Here is a 25,258-nt window from a genome sequence, read left to right on the forward strand (position 1 = left end):
CGTTGCCCCCTCCTCCTCGCCAGGCCTTGTCCTGCCTGCATCTGCGACCAAAGTAGCATGGTCGAACCGCGTTCCGATTCGCACAATGCAATCACTGCCAGGCCACTGATCGCATTGCCGGCACGTCACCAGAACCCGGAGGAAAATCATGCTGCAACAGACCCTGAACGCTATCCAGAACACCATCCCGCTGCGTAGCCAGTACGACAACTTTATCGGCGGCAAGTGGGTGGCCCCGGTACGCGGCCAGTACTTCACCAACCTGAGCCCGGTAACCGGCCAGCCGCTGTGTGAAATCGCCCGCTCCACCGCCGAAGACATCGAGCTGGCGCTGGACGCCGCGCACAATGCCGCCGACCGCTGGGGCCGCAGCTCGCCGACCGAGCGCGCCAACGTGCTGCTGCGTATCGCCGACCGTCTGGAACAATACGCGCCGTTCATCGCCGCCGTGGAAACCGCCGACAACGGCAAACCGCTGCGGGAAACCAACGCCGCCGACATCCCGCTGGCCATCGACCACTTCCGCTACTTCGCCGGCTGCGTGCGGGCCCAGGAAGGCAGCCTGAGCGAGATTGATGAGAACACCATCGCCTATCACTTCCACGAGCCGCTGGGCGTGGTCGGCCAGATCATTCCGTGGAACTTCCCGTTGCTGATGGCGGCGTGGAAACTGGCCCCGGCGCTGGGCGCCGGCAACTGCGTGGTACTGAAGCCGGCCGAGCAGACCCCGATGGCCATCATGGTGCTGATGGAGTTGATCGGCGACCTGATCCCGCCGGGCGTGCTGAACGTGGTGAACGGTTTCGGCCTGGAAGCCGGCAAGCCGCTGGCCACCAACACCCGCATCAACAAGGTGGCATTTACCGGTGAAACCAGCACCGGCCGCCTGATCATGCAGTACGCCTCCGAAAACATCATTCCGGTCACGCTGGAGCTGGGCGGCAAGTCGCCGAATATCTTCTTCGAAGACGTGATGAATGCCGACGACGAGTTCTTCGACAAGGCACTGGAAGGCTTCGCCATGTTCGCGCTGAACCAGGGTGAAGTGTGTACCTGCCCGAGCCGCGCGCTGATCCAGGAATCCATCTACGACGCCTTCATCGAGCGCGCCGTGGCCCGCGTGAAAGCCATCAAGCAGGGCAACCCGTACGACATGAGCACCATGATCGGTGCCCAGGCTTCCGCCGAGCAGCTGGACAAGATCCTGTCCTACATCGACATCGGCCGTCAGGAAGGTGCCGAGGTGCTGACCGGTGGCCGCCGTGCCGAACTGGGTGGCGAGCTGGCCGGTGGCTACTACGTGGAACCGACCATCCTGGCCGGCCACAACAAGATGCGCGTGTTCCAGGAAGAAATCTTCGGGCCGGTGGTGGCGGTAACCACCTTCAAGACCCGCGAGGAAGCGCTGCAACTGGCCAACGACACCAGCTTCGGCCTCGGCGCCGGGGTGTGGACCCGCGACGGTTCGCTGGCCTACCGCATGGGCCGCGGCATCAAGGCCGGCCGCGTATGGACCAACTGCTACCACCTGTACCCGGCACACGCCGCGTTCGGTGGCTACAAGAAGTCCGGTATCGGCCGCGAAACCCACAAGATGATGCTGGACCACTATCAGCAGACCAAGAACCTGCTGGTGAGCTACAGCCCCAACGCGCTGGGCTTCTTCTAAGCCGGTCGCTTGCAGCCACAGCGGCCCCGCCGCTGCGGCTGCCGGCAGCGACAAAGCCGGCGGCACCGTCGCCGGCTTTGTTGTCTGCGGCCCGCTGCGGCCAACCTTGTTCATCCATCACATGACACACGGCACCCCGCTGCCGTGCCACGGGAGACTCGCATGGTCAGCCGCGTCGATATCACCCCCGCTGCCGCCGACATGGTACGCATGCTCACCGTACGGCATGGCCCGCTGATGTTCCACCAGTCCGGCGGCTGCTGCGATGGCAGCGCCCCGATGTGTTACCCGCAAGGCGAGTTCCATCTCGGCGGACAGGACGTACTGCTGGGCGAGATCGCCGGCGCCCCGTTCTATATGAGCGCCTTCCAGTACGAATACTGGCAACACACCCACCTGACGATCGACCTGGTGGCCGGTCGTGGCTCGAGCTTCTCGGTGGAGGCGCCGGAAGGCGTGCGCTTCATCACCCGCTCGCGCCTGTTCAGCGATGCAGAACTGGCCGAACTGGCCAAAACCCCCACCACCACAGCGCAAGGAAACACCCCATGAAAGCCGTCACCCGCCGCCTGCTCACCCTGACCCTGCTGGTCTGTTCCGGCAGCCTCACCCTGTCCGGCCTGGCCGCTGCCCACGGCAATGTGACCCCGCAGCCGGTGGATACCGGCAACCTGGAAAAACTGGGCACGGAGTGGCGCGACGTCAATCCCTACCGCGGCAACCCGGAGGCCATCCGCATCGGCCATTCCGCCTTCGCGCAGAACTGTGCGCGCTGCCACGGCATCGACGCCATCTCCGGCGGCATCGCGCCGGACCTGCGCATGCTGCCAGCGGGCGAGGAAGGCGATGCCATCCTGCAAGGCCGCTTCCGCAATGGCTCGATCCGCAACGGCGTGACCTATATGCCGCCGTTCGAGGGCATCCTGTCGCAGGAAGCCGCCTGGGCGATCCGTTCCTGGCTCGACACCGTGCATCAGGAGTAAAGCCATGCGCCGCCGTCAGCTGTTGGCCGCGCTGCTGCTGGCCCCGCTGCTTGCCGTGCCGGCCGCCCGTGCCGCCAGCCTGGACGAGCTGAAAGCCGGCGGCGTGCTGCGGGTGGCGGTGTACCGCGACTTTGCGCCGTTCTCCTTCATCCGCAATGGCGAGCTGGCCGGCATCGATGTCGAGCTGGCGCGCGCCATCGGCAGCAAGCTGGGGCTGTCGGTGAACTTCATGCCGATCACCCCGGCGGACGATGTCGATGGCGACCTGCGCAACGCGGTATGGAAAGGCCACTATCTGGGCGGCGGCACCGCCGACCTGATGCTGCATGTGCCGTTCGATGCCGCGCTGGCGCAGCGCAACGGCAACGCCGTGCTGTTCGGCGCCTACTACCGCGAACAGCTGGCGTGGGCCGGCCACAGCGTGCCGGCCACCGCCTGGCAGATCGGCCAGCAGCGTATCGCGGTGGAAAACGACAGCCTCGCCGACCTGTATCTGTCGGCCTTGCAAGCCGGCCGCCTGCGCGACCAGCTGCAACACTATGCGGACCCGGCCGCCGCCTGCGCCGCGCTGCGCGACGGCCGCGCCGACGCCAGCTTCGGCACCCGGAGCGAGCTGGAATGGCAGCTGCACGGCAGCGACTGGCAGCTGGGCCAGCCGCAGACCCCGGGCCTGCTCAAGGCCAGCTGGGAAGTAGGCATGGCCACCAAGGAAACCCTGCGCGATCTGGCGTGGGCGGTGGGCGACATCCTGGCCGAGCTGCGAGGCAGCGGCCAGCTGGCGGCGATCTTCCAGCGTTACCACACCAGCTTCCGTCCGGCCGACGAACACTGAGCGCTACCCGATGCTAGCCGGCTCGGGAATGTCGGGCGGGCGGGTGGCCGGTGGGTGCCCGGCAGTGGGGGCAGGCTGTTGTGCGGGCGGAAATTGTTGATAACAAGAATAATTCGTAATAAATTAACGGCCGTTTTGTTGCCGCCGGTGCGCGGCGACGGTTGCTGCGAGCGGCATGGCTGGATGGCGGCAGCCGCGCGCCGCGGCCTTGTCCCGCGATGCCGCCAGCGGCCACCGACGACGCCGCGCTTCGCAGCCGGCGCCTACGGCGTCGTCACCATTACGCGCGATTTCGCGCTGCTGCCAGGCTGGCTGTGTCCAGCCTGTTGTCATTGAAGGATTCCCGATGCTGGACACAATGGCGCTGCACGGCGCCCTGGCACGTCAGCGCGCGCGCGAGCAGCGCCGCTGGCGCTATCTGTTGATTTTCGTGCTGCTGATCGGCGTCAGCCTGCTGCTGGACGTGGCTACCGGCCCGTCGCTGCTGCCGCTGCGCGATGTGCTCACCACCCTGCTGGCGCCGGGCCACGCCGACAGCATGACCCAGGCCATCGTGATGGACATGCGCCTGCCCATCGCGCTGATGGCGCTGGTGGTCGGCGCGGCGCTGGGGCTGGGCGGGGCGCAGACGCAGACGCTGCTGGATAACCCGCTGGCCAGCCCGTTCACCCTTGGTCTCGCCGCTGCCGCCGGTTTTGGCGCCGCGCTGGCGCTGGTCAGCGGCGGCTTTGGCCTGTCGCCGCTGATCGCCATCCCGCTCGGCGCCTTTGTGTGCTGCATGTTGGCCGCCGCGCTGCTGTTCGGGCTGGCGCTGCTGCAGCATGTCAGCAGCCAGACCATCATTCTGGCCGGCATCGCCATGCTGTTCCTGTTCCAGTCGCTGCTGTCGCTGCTGCAGTTCCTGTCCTCGCCGGACCTCACCACCCAGATCGTGTTCTGGCTGTTCGGCAGCCTGATGCGCACCACCTGGGACACGCTGGCCATCACTGCCGGTGTCACTGCCTTGTGTGCCGTGCTGCTGTACCGCGACGCCTGGAAGCTGACCTGCCTGCGCCTGGGCGAGGCGCGTGCCCGCAGCCTGGGGGTGGACGTGACGCGCCTGCGGCTGAAGACGCTGCTGCTGGTGGCGCTGATGACGGCCACCGCCATCAGCTTCGTCGGCATCATCGGCTTTATCGGGCTGGTGGCGCCGCACATCGCGCGCATGCTGATCGGCGAGGACCAGCGCTTCCTGATTCCGCTGTCGGCGCTGTGTGGCGCGCTGATGCTGTCGGTGTCGTCGGTGTTGTCCAAATCCATCCTGCCGGGGGCGCTGTTCCCCATCGGCATCGTCACCGCCATCATCGGCGTGCCGTTCTTTATCTGGCTGATTCTGGGAAAGGGGCGCAAGCGTGCTTGAACTGCAACAACTTAGCCTGCACATCGGCCAGCAGCCGCTGGTGCGCAACCTCGACCTGCAGTTGCAGCCGGGGCAGCTGCACGTACTGATCGGCCCCAACGGCACCGGCAAGACCAGCCTGCTGCGCGCGCTGTTCGGCGAGCTGACGCCGCAAGCTGGCAGCATCCGCCACGGCGGCGAAACGCTGTCGCGGCTGCAGCTGGCGCGCTGGCGGCGCCGTTTCGGCTACATGCCGCAAAACATCCAGCTGGAGCTGGATCTGAGCGTGCTGGAAGTGGTGGTACTGGGCCGGCTGGATAGCCTCGGCATGCGGCTGTCGGACGACGACATCCTGGCGGCGCTGGGCGCCTTGCAGGCCCTGGGCATCGCGCAGCTGGCGGACCGGCCGATGTACTCGCTCAGCGGCGGCCAACGGCAGATGGTGCTGTTTGCCCAGGTGCTGCTGCGTGACCCGCAGATCATGCTGCTGGACGAGCCGGTCAGCGCGCTGGACCTGCAGCACCAGATGCAGCTGATGGAACACCTGCACCGGCAGACCCGCGCCAAGGGCTGGATCAGCCTGGTGGTGCTGCATGACCTCAATCTGGCCGCGCAGTACGCCGACCAGCTGATCGTGCTGGCCGGCGGCGAGCTGCAGGCCTTCGGCCCGCCGGCCGAGGTGCTGACGCCAGAGCTGATCAGCCGGCTGTACCGCGTGCCGGTGGACATCCTTCACGATCGCGACGGCAGCCCGTTTATCCGCACCCTGCGCCCGGAAAGCCTGCCGGCATGATGCGGCCAACCTTGTCACCTGCCGGAAACGCCGATGGCGACGCTGGCCGCTAGCCGCGCCGCCTGGCGCGCGCTCAGCCCGGCGGCGCGTCTGCTGGTGCTCAATGGCCTGGCGTTCAATCTCGGCTTCTACATGATGATGCCGTTCCTGGCACAGCATCTGGGCGGCACGCTGGGCATGGCCGGCTGGGCGGCCGGGCTGGTGATGGGCATGCGCGTGTTCAGCCAGCAGGGTTTGTTCCTGCTCGGCGGCACGCTGGGCGATCGCATCGGCTACCGCCCGGCCATCATCGTCGGCTGTCTGGTGCGCAGTGCCGGTTTTGCCCTGCTGGGCTGGGCGGCGCAGTTGCCGTTGCTGTTGCTGGCGGCCTTTCTCACCGGCTTTGCCGGTGCGCTGTTCACGCCGTGTGCCCAGGCGTATCTGGCCGGCGAATGCCGCGATGCGGCGCAGCGGCAGCAGGCGTTTGCCTTACACAATCTGGCCAGCGAGGCCGGCATGTTGCTGGGGCCGCTGGCCGGCATGCTGCTGGGCAGCGTCAGCTACCGCATTACCGGGCTGGTGTCGGGCGCGGTATTCCTGCTGCTGGCCGTGCTGCAGTGGCGCTTGCTGCCGGCCGAGCTGCCCCGCGCCCGACGCCAGCAGCCGGCAGTCTGGCAGCAATGGCGCGCGCTGCTGCACAACCCGCCGTTCCTGCGCTTTTGCGCGCTGTCCTGCTGCTATTCGCTGCTGTTCCACCAGCTGTATCTGGCGGTGCCCGCCTATATCGACAGCCACCGCCATGCCGGCGGTCTGCTGGGCAGCCTGTTTACCGTCACCGCGCTGATCGGCGTCTGCCTGCAACTGCCGGCCAGCCGGCTGGTGCAGCGCCGGCTGGGCGCGGCGGCCGGCATGGGGCTGGGACTGGCGCTGATGGGCGGCAGTTATCTGCTGCTGCCGCTGTTGGCCGCCTGGCCGGTGGTGGCGGTACTGGGCATGGCGGTGCTGTTCTCGCTCGGCTCCATCCTGTGTTACCCGCTGTTTGCCGCCCACCTGCCGCACTACGCCGGGCAGCAGGCGCTGGGCAGTTATTACGGCTTTCAGGCCAGCGCCGGCGGCTGCGTGGCGCTGCTCGGCAATGTGCTGATCGGCGCGGCGCTGGGCCCGGCCGGCAGCGTGCCGCCGTTGCCGGTGTGGCTGCTGCTGGCGCTGGCCGGTTGTCTGGCCGGTGGCCTGCTGTACCGCCAGTTACGGCAAGAGGCGGCAAGCGGCGCGCAGCACGCTGCCGCCTAAGCTGCGGTATGGCGGCCAACGTTGGCCGCAATCGTGAAAAGCTGGCCCAAACAGGCAACTGCATGTCTTGTTTCTGGACGGAAAATTTGACCGGCGTCCCTAGAATGGCTCCATCTCAACGCCAGACGAAGGATTTCCAGATGTCCGCTCCTGTTACCCGCCAAACCTTTGATGAAGTAATGGTTCCCAACTACGCCCCGGCCGCGTTCGTACCGGTCAAGGGTGAAGGTTCCCGCCTGTGGGACCAGCAGGGCAAGGAATACATCGACTTCGCCAGCGGTATCGCCGTGACCAGCCTCGGCCATCTGCACCCGGAACTCACCAAGGTACTGCACGAGCAGGTAGACCGCCTGTGGCACCTGTCCAATACCTTCACCAACGAGCCGGCACTGCGCCTGGCCCGTCGCCTGACCGAAACCACGTTTGCCGAGAAGGTGTTCTTCTGCAACTCCGGCGCCGAAGCCAACGAAGCCGCGCTGAAGCTGGCCCGTCGTTACGCCTTTGACCATTTCGGTGGCAGCAAGACCGGCATCGTGTCCTGCAAGCAGGCCTTCCACGGCCGTACCCTGTTCACCGTGTCGGTCGGCGGTCAGCCGAAGTACACCGAAGGCTTCGCCCCGCTGCCGGGTGACCTGAACCACATCGAATTCAACAACCTGGCAGCCGCCGAGGCTGCCATCAACGCCGGCACCTGCGCGGTGATCGTGGAGCCGGTACAGGGCGAGGGCGGCGTGCTGCCGGCCACCAAGGCCTACCTGCAGAAGCTGCGCGAGCTGTGCGACAAGCACAACGCGCTGCTGATTTTCGACGAAGTGCAGATCGGTGTTGGCCGCTCCGGCGCGCTGTACGCCTACCAGGCTTACGGCGTGACCCCGGACATCCTGACCAGCGCCAAGGCGCTGGGTAACGGTTTCCCGGTTGCCGCCATGCTGACCAGCAACAAGGTTGCCGCCTCCTTCGTGGTGGGCACCCACGGTTCCACCTACGGTGGCAACCCGATGGCTTGCGTGGTGGCCGACAAGGTACTGGAACTGATCAACACCCCGGCCGTGCTGGGTGGCGTGCAGCAGCGCCATGACCTGATCAAGGCCGGCCTGGAGCGCATCAATGCCAAGTACGGCATCTTCAAGGAAGTCCGCGGCATGGGCCTGCTGATGGGCGCCGAGCTGCAGGGCGAGTTCGTGAACAAGGCCAAGGACATCGTCAACGCCGCCGCCAAGCACGGCCTGCTGGTGCTGGTAGCCGGCACCAACGTGCTGCGTATCGTACCGTCGCTGATCATCGCCGAAGCCGACATTCAGGAAGGCCTGAACCGTCTGGAAGCGGCCATCGCCGAACTGGTTGCCGCTACCGCCGCCAAAGAAGCGCAGCCGGCCTGATTGTGATGTGACACGCGGCGGCGGCCATGTCCCGCCGCCGCCTTTTGCTACAGAGGAAGATCCATGCTTCTTGTCCGTCCCAGCAAGCTGTCCGACCTGCCGCAGATCGAGCGCATGGCGCGCTCCGATGGCCCGGTCCTGCACTCCCTGCCGCCAGACCGCGAGCGCCTGCAACAGCGCGTGAATGATTCCGTGCATGCCTTGCGCGCTGAGGTCGATTGCCCCGGCGAGGAAAGCTATCTGTTCGTGCTGGAGGACACCGCCAGCGGCCAGCTGCACGGCACCGCCGGCATCATGGCGGTGGCCGGCTTCTCCGAGCCGTTCTACGCCTTCCGCAACGAAGTGCTGGTGCATGCGTCGCGCGAGCTGAAGGTGAACCACCGCGTGCACGCGCTGGTGACCTCGCACGAGCTGACCGGCCGCACCCGCCTTACCGGTTTCTACTACGACGAAGCCGCGCTGGGTCGTGGCATGGCGCTGCCGCAGCTGCTGTCCCGCGCGCGCATGATGTTCATCGCCCAGCACCGCGAACGCTTCAACAACGAGATCTTCTCGGTGCTGCCGGGCGTCACCGACGACAACGGTCGTTCGCCGTTCTGGGATGCCGTCGGCTACAAATTCTTCCGTCGCGACTTTGCCGAGATGGAGCTGGCCTCCGGTGGCCGCAGCCGCACCTTCATCGCCGAGATGATGCAGGTTGACCCGCTGTACGTGCCGCTGATCGCCGAAGAAGCGCAGCGCGTGATGGGCGAACCGCACAGCGGCGCGCGCATCAACTACCGCTGCCACCTGGCCGAAGGGCTGGAGCCGGATCATTTTGTCGACCTGTTCGACGCCGGCCCGGTGCTCACCGCGCAGCTGGATGTCTGCCGCTCGGTACGCTTCAGCCGCCTGCACACCGCCCGCCGTGGCGAGGTGGTGGGCGATACCGTGCCGCACCTGGTCAGCAACACGCTGACCGCCGACTTCCGCTGCCTGCTGGTGGATCTGCCGCCGCTGATGGGCGACGAAGTGATCCTGCCATCCGACGTGGCGGATGCACTGGAAATCGTGGATGGCGACGCCGTGCGTTGCGTCCCGCTGAATAGCGAAGGGGCCCGCTGATGTTCGTATTGCGTATGAGCCGGCCGGACGATGTCGACGCGCTGGTACAACTGGGCCACAAGGCTGGCCCCGGTCTCACCACCCTGAAACCCGATCCGGATGCACAGGGCGCGCGCCTGCAGCGCGTACAGCGCACCATTGCCGGCAGCGCCGAGCTGCCGGAACAGGGCTATCTGTTCGTGCTGGAAGACACTACCAGCGGCAAAGTGGTGGGGGTGTGCGGTATCGAAGTGGCCGTGGGCCTGGACCAGGCGTTCTGGACCTACCGCATGGATACCTTCGTGCACGCCAGCCGCGAGCTGGGGCTGTGGACGCGCATGGACAAGCTGCACATGTCGCACGGCCTCACCGGCTATTCCGAGCTGTGCACACTGTTCCTCGACCCGGATTTCCGCGTCAACGGCAACGGCTCGCTGCTGTCCAAGGCGCGCTTCATGTTCATCGGCCAGTTCCGCGAGCGTTTTGCCGAGCGTATCTGTGCCGAGATGCGCGGCTACTTCGATGAAAACGGCGAATCGCCGTTCTGGAAGGCGCTGGGTGCGCACTTCTACCGCATCGACTTCCACGAGGCCGACCGCCTGGTGGCGCTGGGCAAGAAATCCTTCCTCGCCGAGCTGATGCCGCGTTACCCGGTGTACATCGACTTCCTGCCGCAGGATGCCCGCGACTGCATCGGCAAGGTGCACAAGGAAACCGAACCGGCACGCCGGCTGCTGGAAGTGGAAGGCCTGCGTCTGGAACAGCACGTTGACATTTTCGAAGGCGGCCCGGTGCTGGAAGCGCGCATCGACGACCTGCGCGTGATGCGCGACAGCGGCCTGTGCCAGGTGGAAATCGTGGCCGAAGCTGCCGCCGACGCACCGCGTCAGCTGGTGGCCAACGGCGAGCTGGCCGATTTCCGCGTGATTCTGGCGGCGGCCAACGTGGTGGACGGCGTGGTGAACCTCACCGCCGAGCAGGCGCGTGCGTTGCAGGTGAAAGCCGGCGACAAAGTGCGCGTGATGTTGCAGAACCCTGCCAAATAAACCGAATACACACGCCGGCGGTCACGACCGCCGGCCAACAGACAGGAACACAACCATGAGCCAACTCTTCATCGACGGTGCCTGGACCAGCGGTCACGGTGCCTCCTTCGTCTCGCTCAACCCGGCCAACGGCCAGCCGGTATGGGAAGGCCACTCGGCCTCCGCCGCCGACATCGACGCCGCCTTCGCCGCCGCGCGCCGTGCCTTTGACGACTGGCGCCGCCGCTCGCTGGACGAGCGCATCGCGCTGGTGCGCCGCTTTGGCGAAGTGCTGGGCGAGCACAAGGAAGAAATGGCCCGCGCCATCGGCGTGGAAACCGGCAAGCCGCTGTGGGAATCGCGCCAGGAAGTGGCCGCCATGGTGGGCAAGATCGACATCTCCATCCGCTCCTACAACGAGCGTACCGGTGAAAAGCGCGGCGAACTGGCCGGCGACACCACCGTGCTGCGTCACCGTCCGCACGGCGTGCTGGCGGTGTACGGCCCGTACAACTTCCCCGGCCACCTGCCGAACGGCCACATCGTGCCGGCGCTGATCGCCGGCAACACCATCCTGTTCAAGCCGTCCGAACTCACCCCGCTGGTGGCCGAGCTGACCATCAAGCTGTGGGAAAAGGCCGGCGCACCGGCTGGTGTGATCAACCTGCTGCAAGGCGAGCGCGATACCGGTATCGCCCTGGCACAGCATCCGCAACTGGACGGCCTGCTGTTCACCGGCAGCTCCGCCACCGGCGTGGCGCTGCACAAACAGTTTGCCGGCCGTCCGGGCTTCATGCTGGCGCTGGAAATGGGTGGCAACAACCCGATGGTGGTGGCGGAAGTCGACAACCTGGACGGCGCCGTGCACCACGCCATCCAGTCGTCTTTCCTGTCGGCAGGCCAGCGCTGCACCTGTGCGCGCCGCCTGCTGGTGCCGCACGGCGAGTTCGGCGACCGCTTCATCGCCCGCTTTGCCGAAGTGGCTGCCAAGCTCACCATCGGCGAATACGATGCCGAGCAGCAGCCGTTCATGGGCGCCATGGTGTCGCTGAAGGCCGCGCAGGGCATGTTGGCCGCACAGGACAAGCTGCTGGCCATGGGCGCCAAGTCCATCCTGGCCATGCGCCAGCTGGAAGACGGCAAGGCCTTCGTGACCCCGGCCATCCTGGACGTGACTGACATCGCCGGCCAGCTGCCGGACGAGGAATACTTCGGCCCGCTGAGCCAGATCATCCGTTACCACGACTTCGACGAAGCGCTGCAGATCGCCAACAACACCCAGTACGGCCTGTCCGCCGCGCTGCTGGCCGACGACGCAGCGCTGTGGCAGCGCTTCAACCAGGACATCCGCGCGGGCGTGGTGAACTGGAACAAACCGACCAACGGCGCCTCGTCCGCGGCACCGTTCGGTGGTACCGGCCTGTCCGGCAACCACCGCCCGGGCGCGTTCTACGCCGCCGACTACTGCGCCTACCCGATGGCGTCGGTGGAAGCAGGCAGCCTGGCGCTGCCGGCCCAGCTGTCGCCGGGCATGACTTTCTGATTGTTGATAGTTGCTCCTGCTTGGGCCCGCCGCGTGCGGGCCTTTTTTCATTGCGAACCGTGTGCGGCTAATCTTGCTGGCATCCGGTCATAACGGCGGATCTCCCTGCCACATGTAAGTTGGCATCGAGCGTAGCGAGGCCCAACGGTTACCGCGTATGGTTTTGTATCCGCTGCGCGGATGCTGTTTGAAGTCGCCGGTTCCGCCCGGCGGACGGGCCAGGGGGCGTGCCGCCACCCCCTGGCGACCCCGCTCGCCCTAATGGTCCGCGAAACCCCGGCCAAAAAGGCATTCGCCAGGCGCCGGCAATTCGCCGTTTGCTAACGTCAAACGGCTCAGCTGCCGTCTTAAAACCTGGCGAATACCATTTTGACCGGCGCTCCCCGTAGGGCAATCTGGCGCCTCGCCGCGTTGGCCGCATGCTGTATCGGCGGCTGCCACGATGGTATCGACCGCCATAGCCCTACCTCTACCACCCGCCAACCGCTATGCTGCCGTCTTTGCCTGCCGATCGATAACCACCATGCTGCTACCGCACTACACCCTGCGCACCCCGACGCCAGCCGATGCCGACGCCTGCTACGCCATCGAAACCAGCGCCTACGAAGGCGACGAAGCCGCCACGCTGGAGAAGATCGCGCTGCGCATCCGCCAGTATCCCGAGGGCTTCATGCTGCTGGAGATTGACGGCCGCATCGCCGGCTTCATCAACTCCGGCTGCGCCGACCAGGTGGCGCTGTCGGATAGCGCGTTCAAGGAGCTGGTGGGCCATCACCCGGACGGTCGTCACTGCGTGATCATGTCGGTGGTAGTGCACCCGGATTTCCAGGGCCAGGGGTTGGCCGCGATCCTGCTGCACAATTTCATCCTGCGCATGCGCCGGCTGGGCAAGCACAGCATCCTGCTGGTGTGCCGCGAGCAGCACATCGCGCTGTATGAGCGCTTCGGTTTTGGCTATGTGCAGCCGTCCGCCTCCGCCTACGGTGGCCACGTCTGGCACGAGATGGCGTTGCTGCTCAAGGCGTGAACTTGCCGCGGCGGTAGCGGCGGGTTGCCGGCGTAGTGGCCGCGGTTTTCTGGCGCCACTTGTCGCATGGTGGTGGTGAGTCGTGTCTATAGTGTGAGCAAGGTGGCCGCCGCAAAGACGGACTACCGCGGCAAGGCGGTGCCAGCTGTCTTGCACCCGCTGGAGACACGACCATGGCCACCACACCGGAACCCGGCTTGCTGCATCTGCTGTACCTGTATTTCATCCCCTACTGGCTGTTCCGCGATGTCACCCGTGGTGACCAGTTGCTGCGCGAGCAGAACTATCGCTACAACCGCGAGCAGCGCAAATACCTGCCGGGCTATCTGCTGAAGTGGGCGATTGTTTGTGCGCTGCTGCTGGCCAGCCACCAGCTGGCCAAGGAGCTGGCGCTGCTGGCGCCGGACTGGGACCAGCTGTTCCAGCTGTGGGCGCTGTTGTCCGGTATCAGCTTTTCGGTGGGGTTTGCGCTGATGGCCAACATCATGGTGGCGTGGAGTTTCCTGACCTTCATCCACTGAGCGCACGCCGCGCCAGGGTTGGCCGCCAGTTGCCTGCGGCCAAGCTGGTCAGTCGTTGCTTTCCGCCAGTGCCGCCTGTGCCAGCAGCCATTCGCGGAACACGCGCACCTTGTACACATCGGTGCGGGTAGCCGGATGCACCAGGTAGTAGGCGTGCTGGCTGCGCACCGGCTTGTCCAGCGCCAGCACCAGCCGGCCGCTGGCCAGCTCTTCCGCCACCAGGAACTGCGGCAGCACCGCGATGCCGAGGCCTGCTACCGCGGCCTGGATCACCATGAAGAAATGCTCGAAGCGCGGCCCGCTCAGCAGGCTGGCCTGCTGCGCATCCATGTCCTGCAGCCCGGCGGCGGACAGCCAGTCGTTCCATGCCTGCGGCCGGGTGGTGTGCTGCAGCAGGGTGTAGTCCAGCAGTTCGCGCACGTCGGCCAGCGGTTTTGCCAGCAGGCCGGGGGCACACACCGGCACGATGTCCTCGCCCATCAGCCGGTGGCAGATGGCACCCGGCCACAGCGCCGGGCCGAAGTGGATCGCCACGTCGGCCTCTACCTTGTCGAAATCGAACGGCCGTACCTGGGTCACCAGATTGAGCTGGATATCCGGGTAGCGCGCGCTGAAATCCACCAGCCGCGGCACCAGCCAGCGCGAGCCGAAGGTCGGCAGCATGGCCACGGTCAGCACGCCGCCTTCGCCGCGATAGGCCATCAGCTGCAGCGTGGCGGCCTCGGCACGGTCCAGCACGTCCTGTATCGCCGCGGCGTAGGCCTCGCCGGCCACGGTGAGCACCAGGCGCTGCTTGACCCGCTCGAACAGCGGGCGGCCGATGAAGTCTTCCAGCCCGCGGATCTGCCGGCTGACCGCGCTTTGCGTCAGGTTCAGTTCTTCGGCGGCACGGGTAAAGCTCAGGTGGCGCACGGCAGCTTCAAAGCACTGCAGGGCCATCAGCGAGGGAAGGGTGCGGCGCATGATAGTTCATGAGTTTCCGGAATGAAGTCAGCAGAATACATCGCTTGAGCCACTGGCGGAAAGGCTGGAAACTTTGCCACATACCAAGCCGTCGCCAAGATGACAACGCGATGGTCTGCAAACACACACCACGGAAAAGGTATTCGCAAATGACACAAGCTCACGCCAGTATCGCCGGCAGCCAACTGAACAAACTGCTGGTACAGGTAGCCGGTGAACAAACCGCCGCCGACCTGTTCACCATGATCAAGGTGGAAGACGTGCTGCTGGCCGAACAGGCTGGTGCCACCGTATCGCGCCTGGTGCTGGCGCAGGCCATGAACATGCTGCTGTTTGCGAAGAACCTGGAAGCGGTGCCGGAAGGCAAGCGCTATGTGGAAGACAGGCTGGCCGCAGGTGGTCAGGTAGTGTTCGACCACGGCGCGCTGCGCACCGTGGCTGCGGCCAACACCGGCGCGCTGCCGCAGGGCGAGCTGGCATTCAAGCGCCTGCTGGAGCCGCTGGGCTTTGCCGTGGCCGACGTGTACCCGCTGCCGCGCCTGAAGATGACTGGCCGCGCCTACTGCCATCAGGATGCGCCGGAACAGGTGGCGCAGTTCTTCGTGTCCGAGCTGCACGTGGACCAGTTCTCGCCGGCCTTCCAGGCCGCGGTGAACAACGTGGTATCCACCTCGCGCGACCCGCTGTCCGCTGAAGACAAGGCGCTGCTGGCCACGCTGGCCGACAACCGCGAACTGCCGTTTGCCGACGCCGCCAGCCTGCTGCCCAAGCTGGTAGGCTGCTTCGATGTACAGCACGACACCCCGGCACTGGCCGACTACCACACCCTGCTGCAGGAATCCGCCGAAATGGCGTGGATCTCCACCGAGGGCAATGCTTTCAACCACGCCACCGACCATGTGCCGGACGTATTCGCCACTGCCGACGAACTGCGCGCCAAGGGCCAGCCGATCAAGGACAAGGTGGAAGTCTCCGCCAGCGGCCGCGTACGCCAGACCGCGTTCAAGGCAGCGCAGGTGGAACGCGAATTCATCGACGCCGATGGCCAGCGCGTGACCCGCATCGTGCCGGGCTCGTTCTACGAATTCATCACCCGCGACCGTTACACCGACGCAGCGGGCCACAACAAGCTGGATCTGCGCTTCGATAGCTCCAATGCGCAGGGCATCTTCAAGATGACCGCTGCCGCCTGCTAAGCGCAGGGCTAAAAATCGTGGGGGGCGCCTTTTTGCTCATCGAGCATGGTCGCCTGCTTAGGCTCGCACCCCGGTGCGGGCCATTTTTTCACCCGCGCTTGCGGCCAACCTTATAGGCCTGAACACACATGATTCCCCGTCTGCATTCCCACCCACCAGGCGATGCGCTGTACCTCGACTTCGCGGCCGAACTGGCCGTGCGCGGCTTTGCCGGCGAGATCAGCCACGCTTATGCCGACCGGACCGTGCTGTCCACCGATAACTCCATCTACCAGGTGCTGCCGCAGCTGGTGGTATTCCCGCGCGATAACGACGACGTGATCCGCATCGCCCGCCTGGCCGGCGAGCCACGCTTCCAGGGCCTGAGCTTCAACGCCCGTGGCGGCGGCACCGGCACCAACGGCCAGTCGCTGGGCCACGGCGTGATCGTCGACATCTCGCGCCACATGAACCGCATCCTGGAAATCAACGCCGCAGAGCGCTGGGTGCGGGTACAGGGCGGCGTGGTGAAAGACCAGCTCAATACTGCGCTGAAGGCGCACGGGCTGTTCTTCGCGCCGGAGCTGTCCACCTCCAACCGGGCGACCATCGGCGGCATGATCAACACCGACGCCAGCGGCCAGGGCTCCTGTCTGTACGGCAAGACCCGCGACCACGTGCTGGAGCTCGACACCGTGCTGCTGGACGGCACGCTGTGGCATTCCGCGCCGCTGGACGAAGCCGAGTTCGCCGCCATCAGCGGCCGCGACGACCGCGTTGGCGCGGTGCACCGCCTGCTGGACGACATCCAGCGCGAGGACGCGGCGCTGATCGCCGAGAAGTTTCCCAAGCTCAACCGCTGCCTCACCGGCTACGACCTGGCGCACATCCGCGACGATGCCGGCCGCTTCAACCTCAACAACATCCTGTGCGGCTCGGAAGGCACGCTGGGCTTCATCGTCGAAGCCAAGCTGAACGTGTTGCCGATCCCGCGCGCCAGCGCGCTGGTGAACGTGCGCTACGCCAGCTTCGACGCCGCGCTGCGCGATGCGCCGGCGCTGATGCAGCTGGGCGCCGCCTCCATCGAAACGGTGGATTCCAAGGTGCTGAACCTGGCGCGCCAGGACATCGTGTGGCACGGCGTGCGCGAGTTCTTCCCCGACGACGCCACCCCGGCGCAGGGCATCAACCTGGTGGAATTCCTCGCCGACAGCGATGCCGCGCTGGAGGCCACGCTGGCCGCCATTGGTGCGCAGCTGGATAGCGAAGGCAATAGCCATGGCCGTCAGGGTCACACCGTGGCGCGCGGTGCCGCGGTTGGCCGCATCTGGGGCATGCGCAAGAAATCGGTGGGCCTGCTCGGCAACGTCAACGACAGCCGGCGGCCGATTCCCTTCGTGGAAGATACCGCGGTACCGCCGGAACACCTGGCCGACTACATCGCCGAATTCCGCGCGCTGCTGGACAGCCACGGCGTGAGCTACGGCATGTTCGGCCATGTGGATGCCGGCGTGCTGCACGTGCGCCCGGCCATCGACATGAAAGATCCGGCGCAGGAAGGCCTGGTGCGCAGCATTACCGATGGCGTGGTGGCGCTCACCCAGAAATACCACGGCCTGCTGTGGGGCGAGCACGGCAAGGGCGTGCGCTCCGAGTACGCGCCAGCCTTCTTCGGCCCGCTGTACCCGCGGCTGCAGCAGATCAAGGCGGCGTTCGACCCGTACAACCAGCTCAACCCCGGCAAGATCGCCGCGCCGACGCCGGACGGGCTGTGGAAGGTGGACGGCGTTACCACCCGTGGCCAGCTGGACCGCACCATCCCCATCGCCGTGCGCCAGCACTACGACGAGGCGCTGCACTGCAACGGCAACGGCGCCTGCTACAACTTCGACCCGGACGACGCCATGTGCCCGTCGTGGAAGGGCACCCGCGAGCGCCGCCATTCACCGAAAGGCCGCGCCTCGCTGCTGCGCGAGTGGCTGCGTCAGCTCGCCGCGCAGGGTAGCGACCCGGTGAGCGCCAGCCGCGCGCTGCGCGCGCGCGGCTTTGTCGCCGGTCTGCCGGCGCGCATCGCCAACACCCTGGGCAAGCGTCGTGGCGATGCCGACTTCTCGCATGAGGTGAAGGAGGCGATGGACGGCTGCCTGGCATGCAAGTCCTGCGTCGGTCAGTGCCCGGTGAAAGTGGACGTGCCAAGCTTCCGCGCCAAGTTCCTGGAGCTGTATTACGGCCGTTACTTGCGCCCGCTCAAGGACTATCTGATCGGCGGGCTGGAACATGCGCTGCCACTGGCTGCACGCCTGCCGTGGCTGTACAACGGCGTGATCGGCAGCAAGGTTGGCCGCATGCTGATGCGCCGGCTTAACCTGGTGGAAAGCCCGCTGCTGTCCGGTATCAACCTGCAGGCCGAACTGGCGCGCCGTGGCGTGGCCGTGGCCAGCCCGCAGGCGCTGGCTGCGCTGCCGACGGCGGATCGCGCCCGCGCGGTGATGTGGTGCAGGACGCGTTTACCAGCTACTTCGAAACCCAGCTGGTGCTGGACGTGTTCGCGCTGCTGCAACGGCTGGGCTTCGTGCCGCTCTTGGCGCCGTTCCGCGCCAATGGCAAACCGCTGCACGTGCATGGCTTCCTCGCCCGCTTCGAAAAAGTGGCTGCGGCCAACGTGGCCAGCCTGCAACAGCTGGCGGCCAGCGGCCTGCCGCTGGTGGGCATCGACCCATCGATGACGCTGACCTACCGCAGCGAATACGCCAAGCTGGCACTGGCAGGTGAATTGCCCAAGGTGCAATTGCTGCAGGAATGGCTGGCCAGCCGACTGGCCGAGCTGCCGGCAGACGCGCGGGCCAGCATCAGCGAATGCTTCACCCTGCTGCCGCACTGCACCGAGAAAACCAACGCCCCGGCGGCGGCGGGCGACTGGCAGAAGGTGTTCGCCGCCTGTGGCCTGAACCTCGCCACCCGTGCCAGTGGCTGCTGCGGCATGGCCGGCACTTTCGGCCACGAGGCCGACAAGCGCGCGCTGTCGGAAACCATCTATCGCCAGAGCTGGCAGGGCATTGTGGCCGGCCAGCGTGACGACAGCCCGCTGCTGGCGACCGGCTATTCCTGCCGCTGCCAGGTGGCGCTGATGGATGACGTGGCGCTGCCGCATCCGGCCAGCGCGTTGTTGAGAGCTTTGACGCCGGCTGCCTGACATCAGGTTCTGCCAGCGCCGTTGTACTGCATTTTGCCGGTGGCGCTTCGCCACCGGCCGTGACTGTTTTGCGGTGGGCCAAGCCGGCCTGCCAGGCGGGTGCCTCGAGCATTTTCGAATCGCCCGACGCGTGGCTACTAAGGTTGGCCGCGAGATGACCAATCACCACCGACAAGGGGGTAATGCATGAACAGCAAGTTGGCAGGGCATCTGCTGGTGGAGTGCCTGGTGGCACAAGGTGTGGACATTGCCTTTGGTGTGCCGGGGGAAAGCTACCTGGCGGTACTGGACGGCTTCTATCGCAGCCGCGAGCAGATCCGCTTCGTGGCCTGCCGTAACGAAGGCGGCGCCGCCTTCATGGCCGAGGCGCACGGCAAGCTCACGCGCCGCCCCGGCGTATGTCTGGTGACGCGCGGCCCCGGTGCCACCAACGCCAGCATCGGCGTGCATACCGCGTTCCAGGATTCCACCCCCATGGTGCTGCTGGTAGGCGACGTGGGCAGCGATTGCCGCGACCGCGAAGCGTTTCAGGAAATGGACTACAGCGTGTATTTCGGCCCGTCCACCAAGGGCATGGCCAAGCGCGTGGAACGCATCGACGATGCCAATCGCATCCCGGAATACATCAGCCGCGCCTTTGCCACCGCCATGAACGGCCGCCCCGGCCCGGTCGTGCTGGTGTTGCCGGAAGACATGCTGGTGCAGCCGGTGGCCGACAGCCTGCAGCCGCTGCCGCGGGTGGAGGCGGTGACGGCGTTCCCGGATCCGGCCGGCATCGCCGCGCTGCAGCGCCTGCTGCTGCAGGCCGAACGGCCGCTGATCATTGCCGGTGGTAGCGGCTGGGATGCTGACGGTGCCGCCGCGCTGCAAGCCTTTGCCGAACGCTGGCAGCTGCCGGTGGGCAACGCCTTCCGCTTCCAGGACACCTTCGACAACCATCACCCGCTGTATGCCGGCGACGTCGGCATCGGCATCAACCCGGCGCTGGCGGCCAGCATCCGCGACAGCGACCTGATCATCGCCATCGGTGCCCGCCTCGGCGAAATGACCACCGGCGGCTATACCCTGCTGCAGGCACCGCGCAGCCGGCAGCAGCTGGTGCACATCCTGCCGCAGGGCGATGAACTGGACCGCGTGTACCAGGCCGACGTGGCGATCCAGTCCGGCGTCAACGCCGCCGCACAGGCACTGGCCGCCTTGCCGGCACCGGCCGCTGCCCCTCGCTGGCAGGCCTGGAGCCAGCAGCGGAACGCCGACTATCGCGCCAACCTGGTGCCGCAGCGCCTGGCCGGGCTGAGCGAAGGTATCAGCGGCGACATCGACCTGCCGCGCGTGATCGCCAGTCTGCAGCGCCAGCTGCCGGCCGATGCGGTCATCACCAACGGCGCCGGCAATTTCGCCAGCTGGATCCACCGCTACTTCCAGTACCACGGCGTGGCGAAAGGCCACAAAACCCAGCTGGCGCCCACCAACGGTGCCATGGGCTACGGCGTGCCGGCCGGCATTGCGGCCAACCTCGCCACCGGGCGCACCGCCTTCACCATCGCCGGCGACGGCGACTTCCTGATGAACGGCCAGGAACTGGCCACCGCGCTGCAACACGGCGGCAAATCCATCATCCTGCTGCTCAACAACGGCGTGTACGGCACCATCCGCATGCACCAGGAGCGCGAGTACCCCAACCGCATCAGCGGCACCCAGCTTGGCAACCCGGACTTCTGCCAGCTGGCCAGCGCCTACGGCTACGCCGCCGAGCGCATCGCCAGCAACGACGAGTTCGACGCCGCACTGGAACGTGCACTGGCACGCCCCAACGGCACGCTGCTGGAAATCCGCCTGCCGCCGGACATCATCAGCACCCGCGCCACGCTGTCCACCATCACCCAGGCGGCGCTGGCGCGCGGTTGAGGTTGTTCTGGTCTTGTGTGACAAAACCGGCCTGCGGGCCGGTTTTTTTGTTATCGGCAGTGGCTGGGCACAACAGCACGGCCGCCGGCGGGGCGATCGGCTATGGTGAAGTTGTTCCTGCGGCCAACCCGGGCCGCCCCACCTACCGAGAGAACCATCATGCCGCTTTCCATGTATCAGGCCGCGATACCGCCGCTGCTGCGCGGGCTGGCCAATCTGTCCGTCATCCTCGACAAGGCGCTGCTGAATGCCGAGGCCCGTAAATTTGATGCCGCGGTGTTGCTGCAGGCGCGGTTGGCACCGGATATGTTTCCGTTCATCCGCCAGGTGCAGATAGCCGCCGATACCGCCAAGGGCTGTGGCGCACGGCTGGCCGGGGTGGAGAACCCGGCGTTTGCCGATAACGAGACCAGCTTTGACGAGCTGCAGCAGCGTATCGCCAAGACGGTGCTGTTTCTGCAGGGCCTGCAGCCGGCGCAGTTCGACGGCAGCGAAGAGCGCGACATCGTGCTGAAGTTTCCCCACCAGACGCTGAATTTCCGCGGCCAGGACTATCTGCAGTCTTTCGTGCTGCCCAACTTTTACTTCCACCTCACCACCGGCTACGACATCCTGCGCCATAACGGTGTGCCGCTGGGCAAGGCGGACTATCTGGGCGGCGGCGGTTAGCCGGCGCGGCAATAAAAACGGCGGCCTGTTGGCCGCCGTGGTGTTTTGCCCCAGGCCGGATCAGGACTTGAACAGCCCGCCCAGCAGGCTGGCGCCCTGCGACAGCAGGTCGTTGCCTTGCGGCACTTCGCTATTCGGCGTCAGGCGGTCGATCAGCGTTGGCAGGTGTTCCGCCACCTGTTGCGCCAGCTGATTGCTGTCCAGCCCCAGCTTGGCCGCCAGGCCGGCAATCTGCTCGTTGCCCAGCACCGACTGGATCTGCTCGGCGCTGATCGCCAGGTTGTCGCCGGTGCCGACCCACGACGAGACAATCTCGCCTAGCCCACCCTGCTGGAATTTCTCCACCAGTCCGGACACGCCACCGTTGTCGTTAAGCAGGGTCTGCGCACTTTGCAGCAGGTTGTTGCTACCGTCGCCGCCCAGCAGGCCGCCCAATTGGTCAAACAGACTCATCGTGTGTACTCCCGTTAGTGGTTGTATCTGTCCATTAAAGCCCGAACTGTATGACAAACAAAGCTTTTATCTTCGGGATGGCTGGCGACAACGCCTTTTCGTGCGCTGCCCGCGACTTTTTGCCGTGCGCTACCTCGCGCAATGACTAGCGCCGTAATGCGGAGACTGTTGCGTCCATAACGTCGGCAAGGTGATATGTGTGTGGCATTTAAGCTGGCTTGATGCATATCAACCGGTGTTGGCCAGTTAGCGCAATAGCATGCAACCAGTTAAACATATGACAAAGAATTTATCACAAATGTTTAAATATCAACTCGGGAATCATGCGGTTGTGATGACTGGCACTATTGTCATCCGGCGGCGGCAGGAGGGCAGATGGCGCGCCTGACTCGGAGACTGGCATTTGCCGACGTACCGATGAACAAGCCGCTGGAATTTGCGATCTACGACCAGGCCGGCAATCTCATCCTGCGCAAAGGGTTTGTCATCTCCATGCCGGGCTTTGCGGAAAAACTGGTCAGCCGCGGCTATTACATTGGCGAGTCGAATGATGGCGGTATTGCGACCGGTCGCACGGAGACATCGGCAGCTCCACTTTCAGTGCAACATGCTACCAGTCCGGCCAGAAAAATCTCCGAGCCGATTTTTGTGCTGGCCAGCGACTTCATTCACGCCGTTGCGCGTATTCATAAGATCATCCTGGGGCCGCCAAGTAATCTGGCAAACATAGAAGAGCTGATAAAGGCTCGCGCTACACAATTGATCGAGCTGCTGAAAAAAGATAGCGATGCGGTTATCGCCGCGCTTTATCTAAGCCAGCTGGGGCAGGAAACGCGGGCCTGCAAACATGTCTTGGGCGCGGCCATCGCCTATCTGATTGCCGAGAAAATCGGTACCGACGATGTGCTGTTGCATTCCCTGGTTTGTGCCTGCCTGACGCGTGATGTCAGTCTTTACTACTTCGATAGTGCCATCCCCGCCCGACCGGGAATCAGCCAGCTTGATGAAAAAGGTCTGCGTGAACATACGCTTACGGCTGCCAAGCTGTTGGAGAAGCACGGGGTCAAGAATCGGGAATGGCTGCGCTTTGTGGTAGAGCACCACGAACGTCCGGATGGCAATGGTTACCCGCTGGGGAAAAAATCCGGAAATATTCATGAGTTGTCACTACTGATTGCGCTGGCGGACAGTTATGCGGCGATGGTTGTTTCCAACAAATGGCGAGCAGGCATTTTCCCGGCTAATAGTCTGAAAGATGTGTACATGCAGAAAGAAGATCGCTATCTGGAAAAGCATATTGCGATTTTGATCAAGACCCTGACCCGATTTCCCGCCGGAACAATTGTGGCGCTGAATAACGGCGAGGTGGCGGTAGTGAAGGCCACGATGCATAACAGGGCAAGCCCGCTGGTATATGTCATTTATGACGAAAAAGGTTTTCCGAAAAGCGAGTCAATCATGCGGGACACTATGCAACCCCAGTACGGGATAAAGGGGTGTATCTCTCCGGAACGCTGTAAAACGGCAATGCTGGCCATCAAACGTATTTGGATAGAGTAATGGATAATCACTGCGCCGAAGTGGAATACAAGGTTCCAGAAAATACCGCTATTGTGTCAAAAACAGACCTCAGTGGCATGATTACCTATGCCAATGACGCCTTTGTCAGCATCAGTGGTTATCGCCGGGATGAATTGATCGGGCAGCCACATAATCTGGTGCGGCATCCGGATATGCCGAGTTTTGCATTTGAGGATTTATGGAAAACGCTGGAGAGCGGCAAGCCGTGGCGTGGCATTGTAAAAAATCGCACCAAGGATGGAGGTTATTACTGGGTGCAGGCGACCGTGGTACCAATCAAGAAAACGGGCAAGGTAATCGGGTACATGTCGGTGCGCTATGCTGCGACAGCGGAACAGGTGGCGCAAGCCAGCGCGCTGTATGCCGGCAGGTCGCCAGGTAAGCGGAGCAAGCTTGGCCTGGCAGGGATATTTTCCATTCGCTCCGGCTATGTATTGGGTTCCATTTTTGTCGTGATGCTACTGGTGGTCGGCGGCATCATCGGTATCGGAACCATTGCGGAGAGCACGGACCACCTGTCCGATGCGCACCACCGCTCGCTGGGGCGGCTGGCCGTGATTGACGATATGGACCGGCAGGCGAGAGATACCCGGCTGGAGATCGCAGGCCCAGAGCTTGAGGCGATCAAGCCGTTGCAATGGCATGCCGGAGTGTTTAACGCTTCGGTAGTCTTGCAGGATATGCACGCGATCAGCGATGACATGTTGCGCATCAATACCCTGATTGGCCTGATAAACCGGCATGAGGCTGCGTCCAGCCAGCTGCGGACCGATCTACAACATCAGATCACCGCGTTTGTGCAGAAGTTAGCCGAGCGCCGTCAGCAAATCATTACCCAGTCTGCGGCGGAACTGCAGGAAGTCACGATTAAGCATCGGCAGATCGAAGAAATATCGTTATTGGGCATCGCGCTGGGGATTGCTACGGTGTTGCTGTTTGGCTGGGTTTTCCTCCGGGTGATTGTCAATCCGCTAAATGCGGCCATTCTGAATTTTGACAAAATGTCGGAAGGCGATTTAACGGGGGATGTGCCATTGGATGGCGCGGGTGAAACCGGGCAGCTGATCCGCGCCAGTGTCATCATGCAGATGCACTTGAAAGTGGTGCTGGACGAATTGCATCTGCTGGCAAGGAATATCGATGCGAACTGTCTGAATCTGAATACCGCGCTTTTTGAAATCAGCGATCACTCCGAAGTACAACACGACAAGCTGCGCGAGGCGAAATCTTTCATGTCGATGGATTTCACTTACGAGCTGGCTTCACAGCTGGAAAATCTGAAACAGATGCTGGCACATGATAGCGGGCAGCTGTGGACAGAGACCGAACTGGTGGGCTGCGTCGAGCATGTGACTAATCTGAATAAATTGCAGACCTATGCCCTGGAAGACTTCCTGGAAAAGATTGACCAGATTCTGGAGCTGATCATGTTCAGCCGGCAGGAAACCCAGGAGGCATACGTGATGTCTGCCAGGCTGCATGAGGTGGCAGGTCAGCTCAATTCGCTGGTGAGCTACTTTGTGCCGGAAGGGCGTGCGTATAACGGCTGACGGCGGCGCTGTCGCGACTGGTTGGACAGGGGGGGGCTGCCACCGCATAATCCGGAAATTAACCGACAGGAGCCTCCCATGCCGATCAACTTCTACGATCTGAACCGTTTCGAAGCGGTGAAAGTGCGCGAGAACCTGCGCAAGGCCGGTTCGCCAGACCGCTTCGGCAAGGATTCCAATGCCAAGGGTGACAAGAAGCTGGACAACCCGCTGCTGGGCAAGCTGCTGAAGCAGCATGTCGACGACGGCAAGAAATAAGACCGT

The 25,258-nt window shown here is 64.5% G+C and carries 23 protein-coding genes; 21 read left to right on the plus strand and 2 right to left on the minus strand.

What is annotated here, in order from left to right; all coding sequences use genetic code 11:
- Positions 1-148 precede the first annotated feature (148 nt).
- From adh to HU218_RS11560, 13 genes are all read left to right on the plus strand, one after another.
- Positions 149-1,669: an aldehyde dehydrogenase gene (gene adh / locus HU218_RS11500; RefSeq protein ID WP_174875082.1), complete on the plus strand. Its 1,521-nt coding sequence runs from the start codon at positions 149-151 to the stop codon at positions 1,667-1,669.
- 162 nt (positions 1,670-1,831) lie between these two features.
- Positions 1,832-2,221, plus strand: a complete 390-nt coding sequence (locus tag HU218_RS11505) for a DUF779 domain-containing protein (RefSeq protein ID WP_174875083.1) — start codon at positions 1,832-1,834, stop codon at positions 2,219-2,221.
- Entirely contained in the window at positions 2,218-2,652 is a 435-nt protein-coding gene (pedF, locus tag HU218_RS11510) for a cytochrome c-550 PedF (protein WP_174875084.1), read from the plus strand. The genes HU218_RS11505 and pedF overlap by 4 nt, the downstream gene beginning before the upstream one ends.
- Positions 2,653-2,656: 4 nt before the next feature.
- Positions 2,657-3,484, plus strand: a complete 828-nt coding sequence (locus HU218_RS11515) for a substrate-binding periplasmic protein (protein WP_174875085.1) — start codon at positions 2,657-2,659, stop codon at positions 3,482-3,484.
- A 346-nt stretch (positions 3,485-3,830) separates the two neighbouring features.
- Positions 3,831-4,883 carry a FecCD family ABC transporter permease gene (locus HU218_RS11520; RefSeq protein ID WP_174875086.1) on the plus strand — a complete coding sequence of 351 codons (1,053 nt, stop codon included), beginning with the start codon at positions 3,831-3,833 and terminating at the stop codon, positions 4,881-4,883.
- Entirely contained in the window at positions 4,876-5,655 is a 780-nt protein-coding gene (locus tag HU218_RS11525) for an ABC transporter ATP-binding protein (protein ID WP_174875087.1), read from the plus strand. The genes HU218_RS11520 and HU218_RS11525 overlap by 8 nt, the downstream gene beginning before the upstream one ends.
- 33 nt (positions 5,656-5,688) lie before the next feature.
- Positions 5,689-6,924 (plus strand): MFS transporter, encoded by a 1,236-nt coding sequence (locus tag HU218_RS11530; RefSeq protein ID WP_174875088.1) that lies wholly within the window; start codon positions 5,689-5,691, stop codon positions 6,922-6,924.
- A gap of 140 nt (positions 6,925-7,064) precedes the next feature.
- On the plus strand, positions 7,065-8,303 hold the full coding sequence (locus HU218_RS11535; RefSeq protein WP_174875089.1) for an aspartate aminotransferase family protein: 1,239 nt from the start codon (positions 7,065-7,067) through the stop codon (positions 8,301-8,303).
- A 63-nt stretch (positions 8,304-8,366) separates the two neighbouring features.
- Positions 8,367-9,407, plus strand: coding sequence for an arginine N-succinyltransferase (locus tag HU218_RS11540; RefSeq protein ID WP_174875090.1), 1,041 nt, complete (start codon positions 8,367-8,369; stop codon positions 9,405-9,407).
- Complete coding sequence (astA, locus tag HU218_RS11545; RefSeq protein WP_174875091.1) at positions 9,407-10,432, plus strand: arginine N-succinyltransferase; 1,026 nt, start codon at positions 9,407-9,409, stop codon at positions 10,430-10,432. The genes HU218_RS11540 and astA overlap by 1 nt, the downstream gene beginning before the upstream one ends.
- A 55-nt stretch (positions 10,433-10,487) precedes the next feature.
- Entirely contained in the window at positions 10,488-11,954 is a 1,467-nt protein-coding gene (astD, locus tag HU218_RS11550) for a succinylglutamate-semialdehyde dehydrogenase (RefSeq protein ID WP_174875092.1), read from the plus strand.
- 523 nt (positions 11,955-12,477) lie between these two features.
- A complete protein-coding gene (locus tag HU218_RS11555; protein ID WP_174875093.1) occupies positions 12,478-12,981 on the plus strand; it encodes a GNAT family N-acetyltransferase in 504 nt (167 codons plus the stop codon).
- Between the two features lie 173 nt (positions 12,982-13,154).
- Positions 13,155-13,502, plus strand: a complete 348-nt coding sequence (locus HU218_RS11560; protein ID WP_174875094.1) for a hypothetical protein — start codon at positions 13,155-13,157, stop codon at positions 13,500-13,502.
- A 48-nt stretch (positions 13,503-13,550) separates the two neighbouring features.
- Here the strand turns inward: HU218_RS11560 and gcvA are convergent, their stop codons facing one another.
- Positions 13,551-14,465, minus strand: a complete 915-nt coding sequence (gene gcvA / locus HU218_RS11565; protein WP_174875095.1) for a transcriptional regulator GcvA — start codon at positions 14,463-14,465, stop codon at positions 13,551-13,553.
- Between the two features lie 149 nt (positions 14,466-14,614).
- Between gcvA and HU218_RS11570 the strand changes: the two genes are divergently transcribed.
- The 5 genes from HU218_RS11570 (at position 14,615) to HU218_RS11585 (ending at position 21,410) form a co-directional block, all read left to right on the plus strand.
- Complete coding sequence (locus HU218_RS11570; RefSeq protein ID WP_174875096.1) at positions 14,615-15,661, plus strand: DUF1338 domain-containing protein; 1,047 nt, start codon at positions 14,615-14,617, stop codon at positions 15,659-15,661.
- 128 nt (positions 15,662-15,789) lie between these two features.
- Positions 15,790-18,366 carry an FAD-binding and (Fe-S)-binding domain-containing protein gene (locus HU218_RS11575; RefSeq protein ID WP_246211032.1) on the plus strand — a complete coding sequence of 859 codons (2,577 nt, stop codon included), beginning with the start codon at positions 15,790-15,792 and terminating at the stop codon, positions 18,364-18,366.
- A complete protein-coding gene (locus tag HU218_RS16935) occupies positions 18,258-18,833 on the plus strand; it encodes a (Fe-S)-binding protein (RefSeq protein WP_246211034.1) in 576 nt (191 codons plus the stop codon). Before HU218_RS11575 ends, HU218_RS16935 begins: the two co-directional genes overlap by 109 nt.
- Before the next feature lie 186 nt (positions 18,834-19,019).
- Positions 19,020-20,741, plus strand: a complete 1,722-nt coding sequence (locus HU218_RS11580) for a thiamine pyrophosphate-binding protein (RefSeq protein WP_174875097.1) — start codon at positions 19,020-19,022, stop codon at positions 20,739-20,741.
- A 159-nt stretch (positions 20,742-20,900) separates the two neighbouring features.
- Positions 20,901-21,410: a DUF1993 domain-containing protein gene (locus HU218_RS11585; protein ID WP_174875098.1), complete on the plus strand. Its 510-nt coding sequence runs from the start codon at positions 20,901-20,903 to the stop codon at positions 21,408-21,410.
- 60 nt (positions 21,411-21,470) lie between these two features.
- On the opposite strand, the gene HU218_RS11590 is transcribed toward HU218_RS11585, so the two are convergent.
- A complete protein-coding gene (locus tag HU218_RS11590; protein WP_174875099.1) occupies positions 21,471-21,863 on the minus strand; it encodes a YidB family protein in 393 nt (130 codons plus the stop codon).
- Positions 21,864-22,238: 375 nt separating this feature from the next.
- Between HU218_RS11590 and HU218_RS11595 the strand changes: the two genes are divergently transcribed.
- The 3 genes from HU218_RS11595 (at position 22,239) to HU218_RS11605 (ending at position 25,252) form a co-directional block, all read left to right on the plus strand.
- Positions 22,239-23,423: an HD-GYP domain-containing protein gene (locus tag HU218_RS11595; RefSeq protein ID WP_174875100.1), complete on the plus strand. Its 1,185-nt coding sequence runs from the start codon at positions 22,239-22,241 to the stop codon at positions 23,421-23,423.
- Positions 23,423-24,994 (plus strand): methyl-accepting chemotaxis protein, encoded by a 1,572-nt coding sequence (locus tag HU218_RS11600; RefSeq protein WP_174875101.1) that lies wholly within the window; start codon positions 23,423-23,425, stop codon positions 24,992-24,994. The genes HU218_RS11595 and HU218_RS11600 overlap by 1 nt, the downstream gene beginning before the upstream one ends.
- A gap of 78 nt (positions 24,995-25,072) precedes the next feature.
- A complete protein-coding gene (locus tag HU218_RS11605; protein WP_174875102.1) occupies positions 25,073-25,252 on the plus strand; it encodes a hypothetical protein in 180 nt (59 codons plus the stop codon).
- The last annotated feature ends 6 nt before the right edge of the window (positions 25,253-25,258 follow it).

Origin of the sequence: Vogesella oryzae (assembly GCF_902829295.1) — a bacterium.
GTDB classification, from domain to species: Bacteria; Pseudomonadota; Gammaproteobacteria; order Burkholderiales; family Chromobacteriaceae; genus Vogesella; species Vogesella oryzae.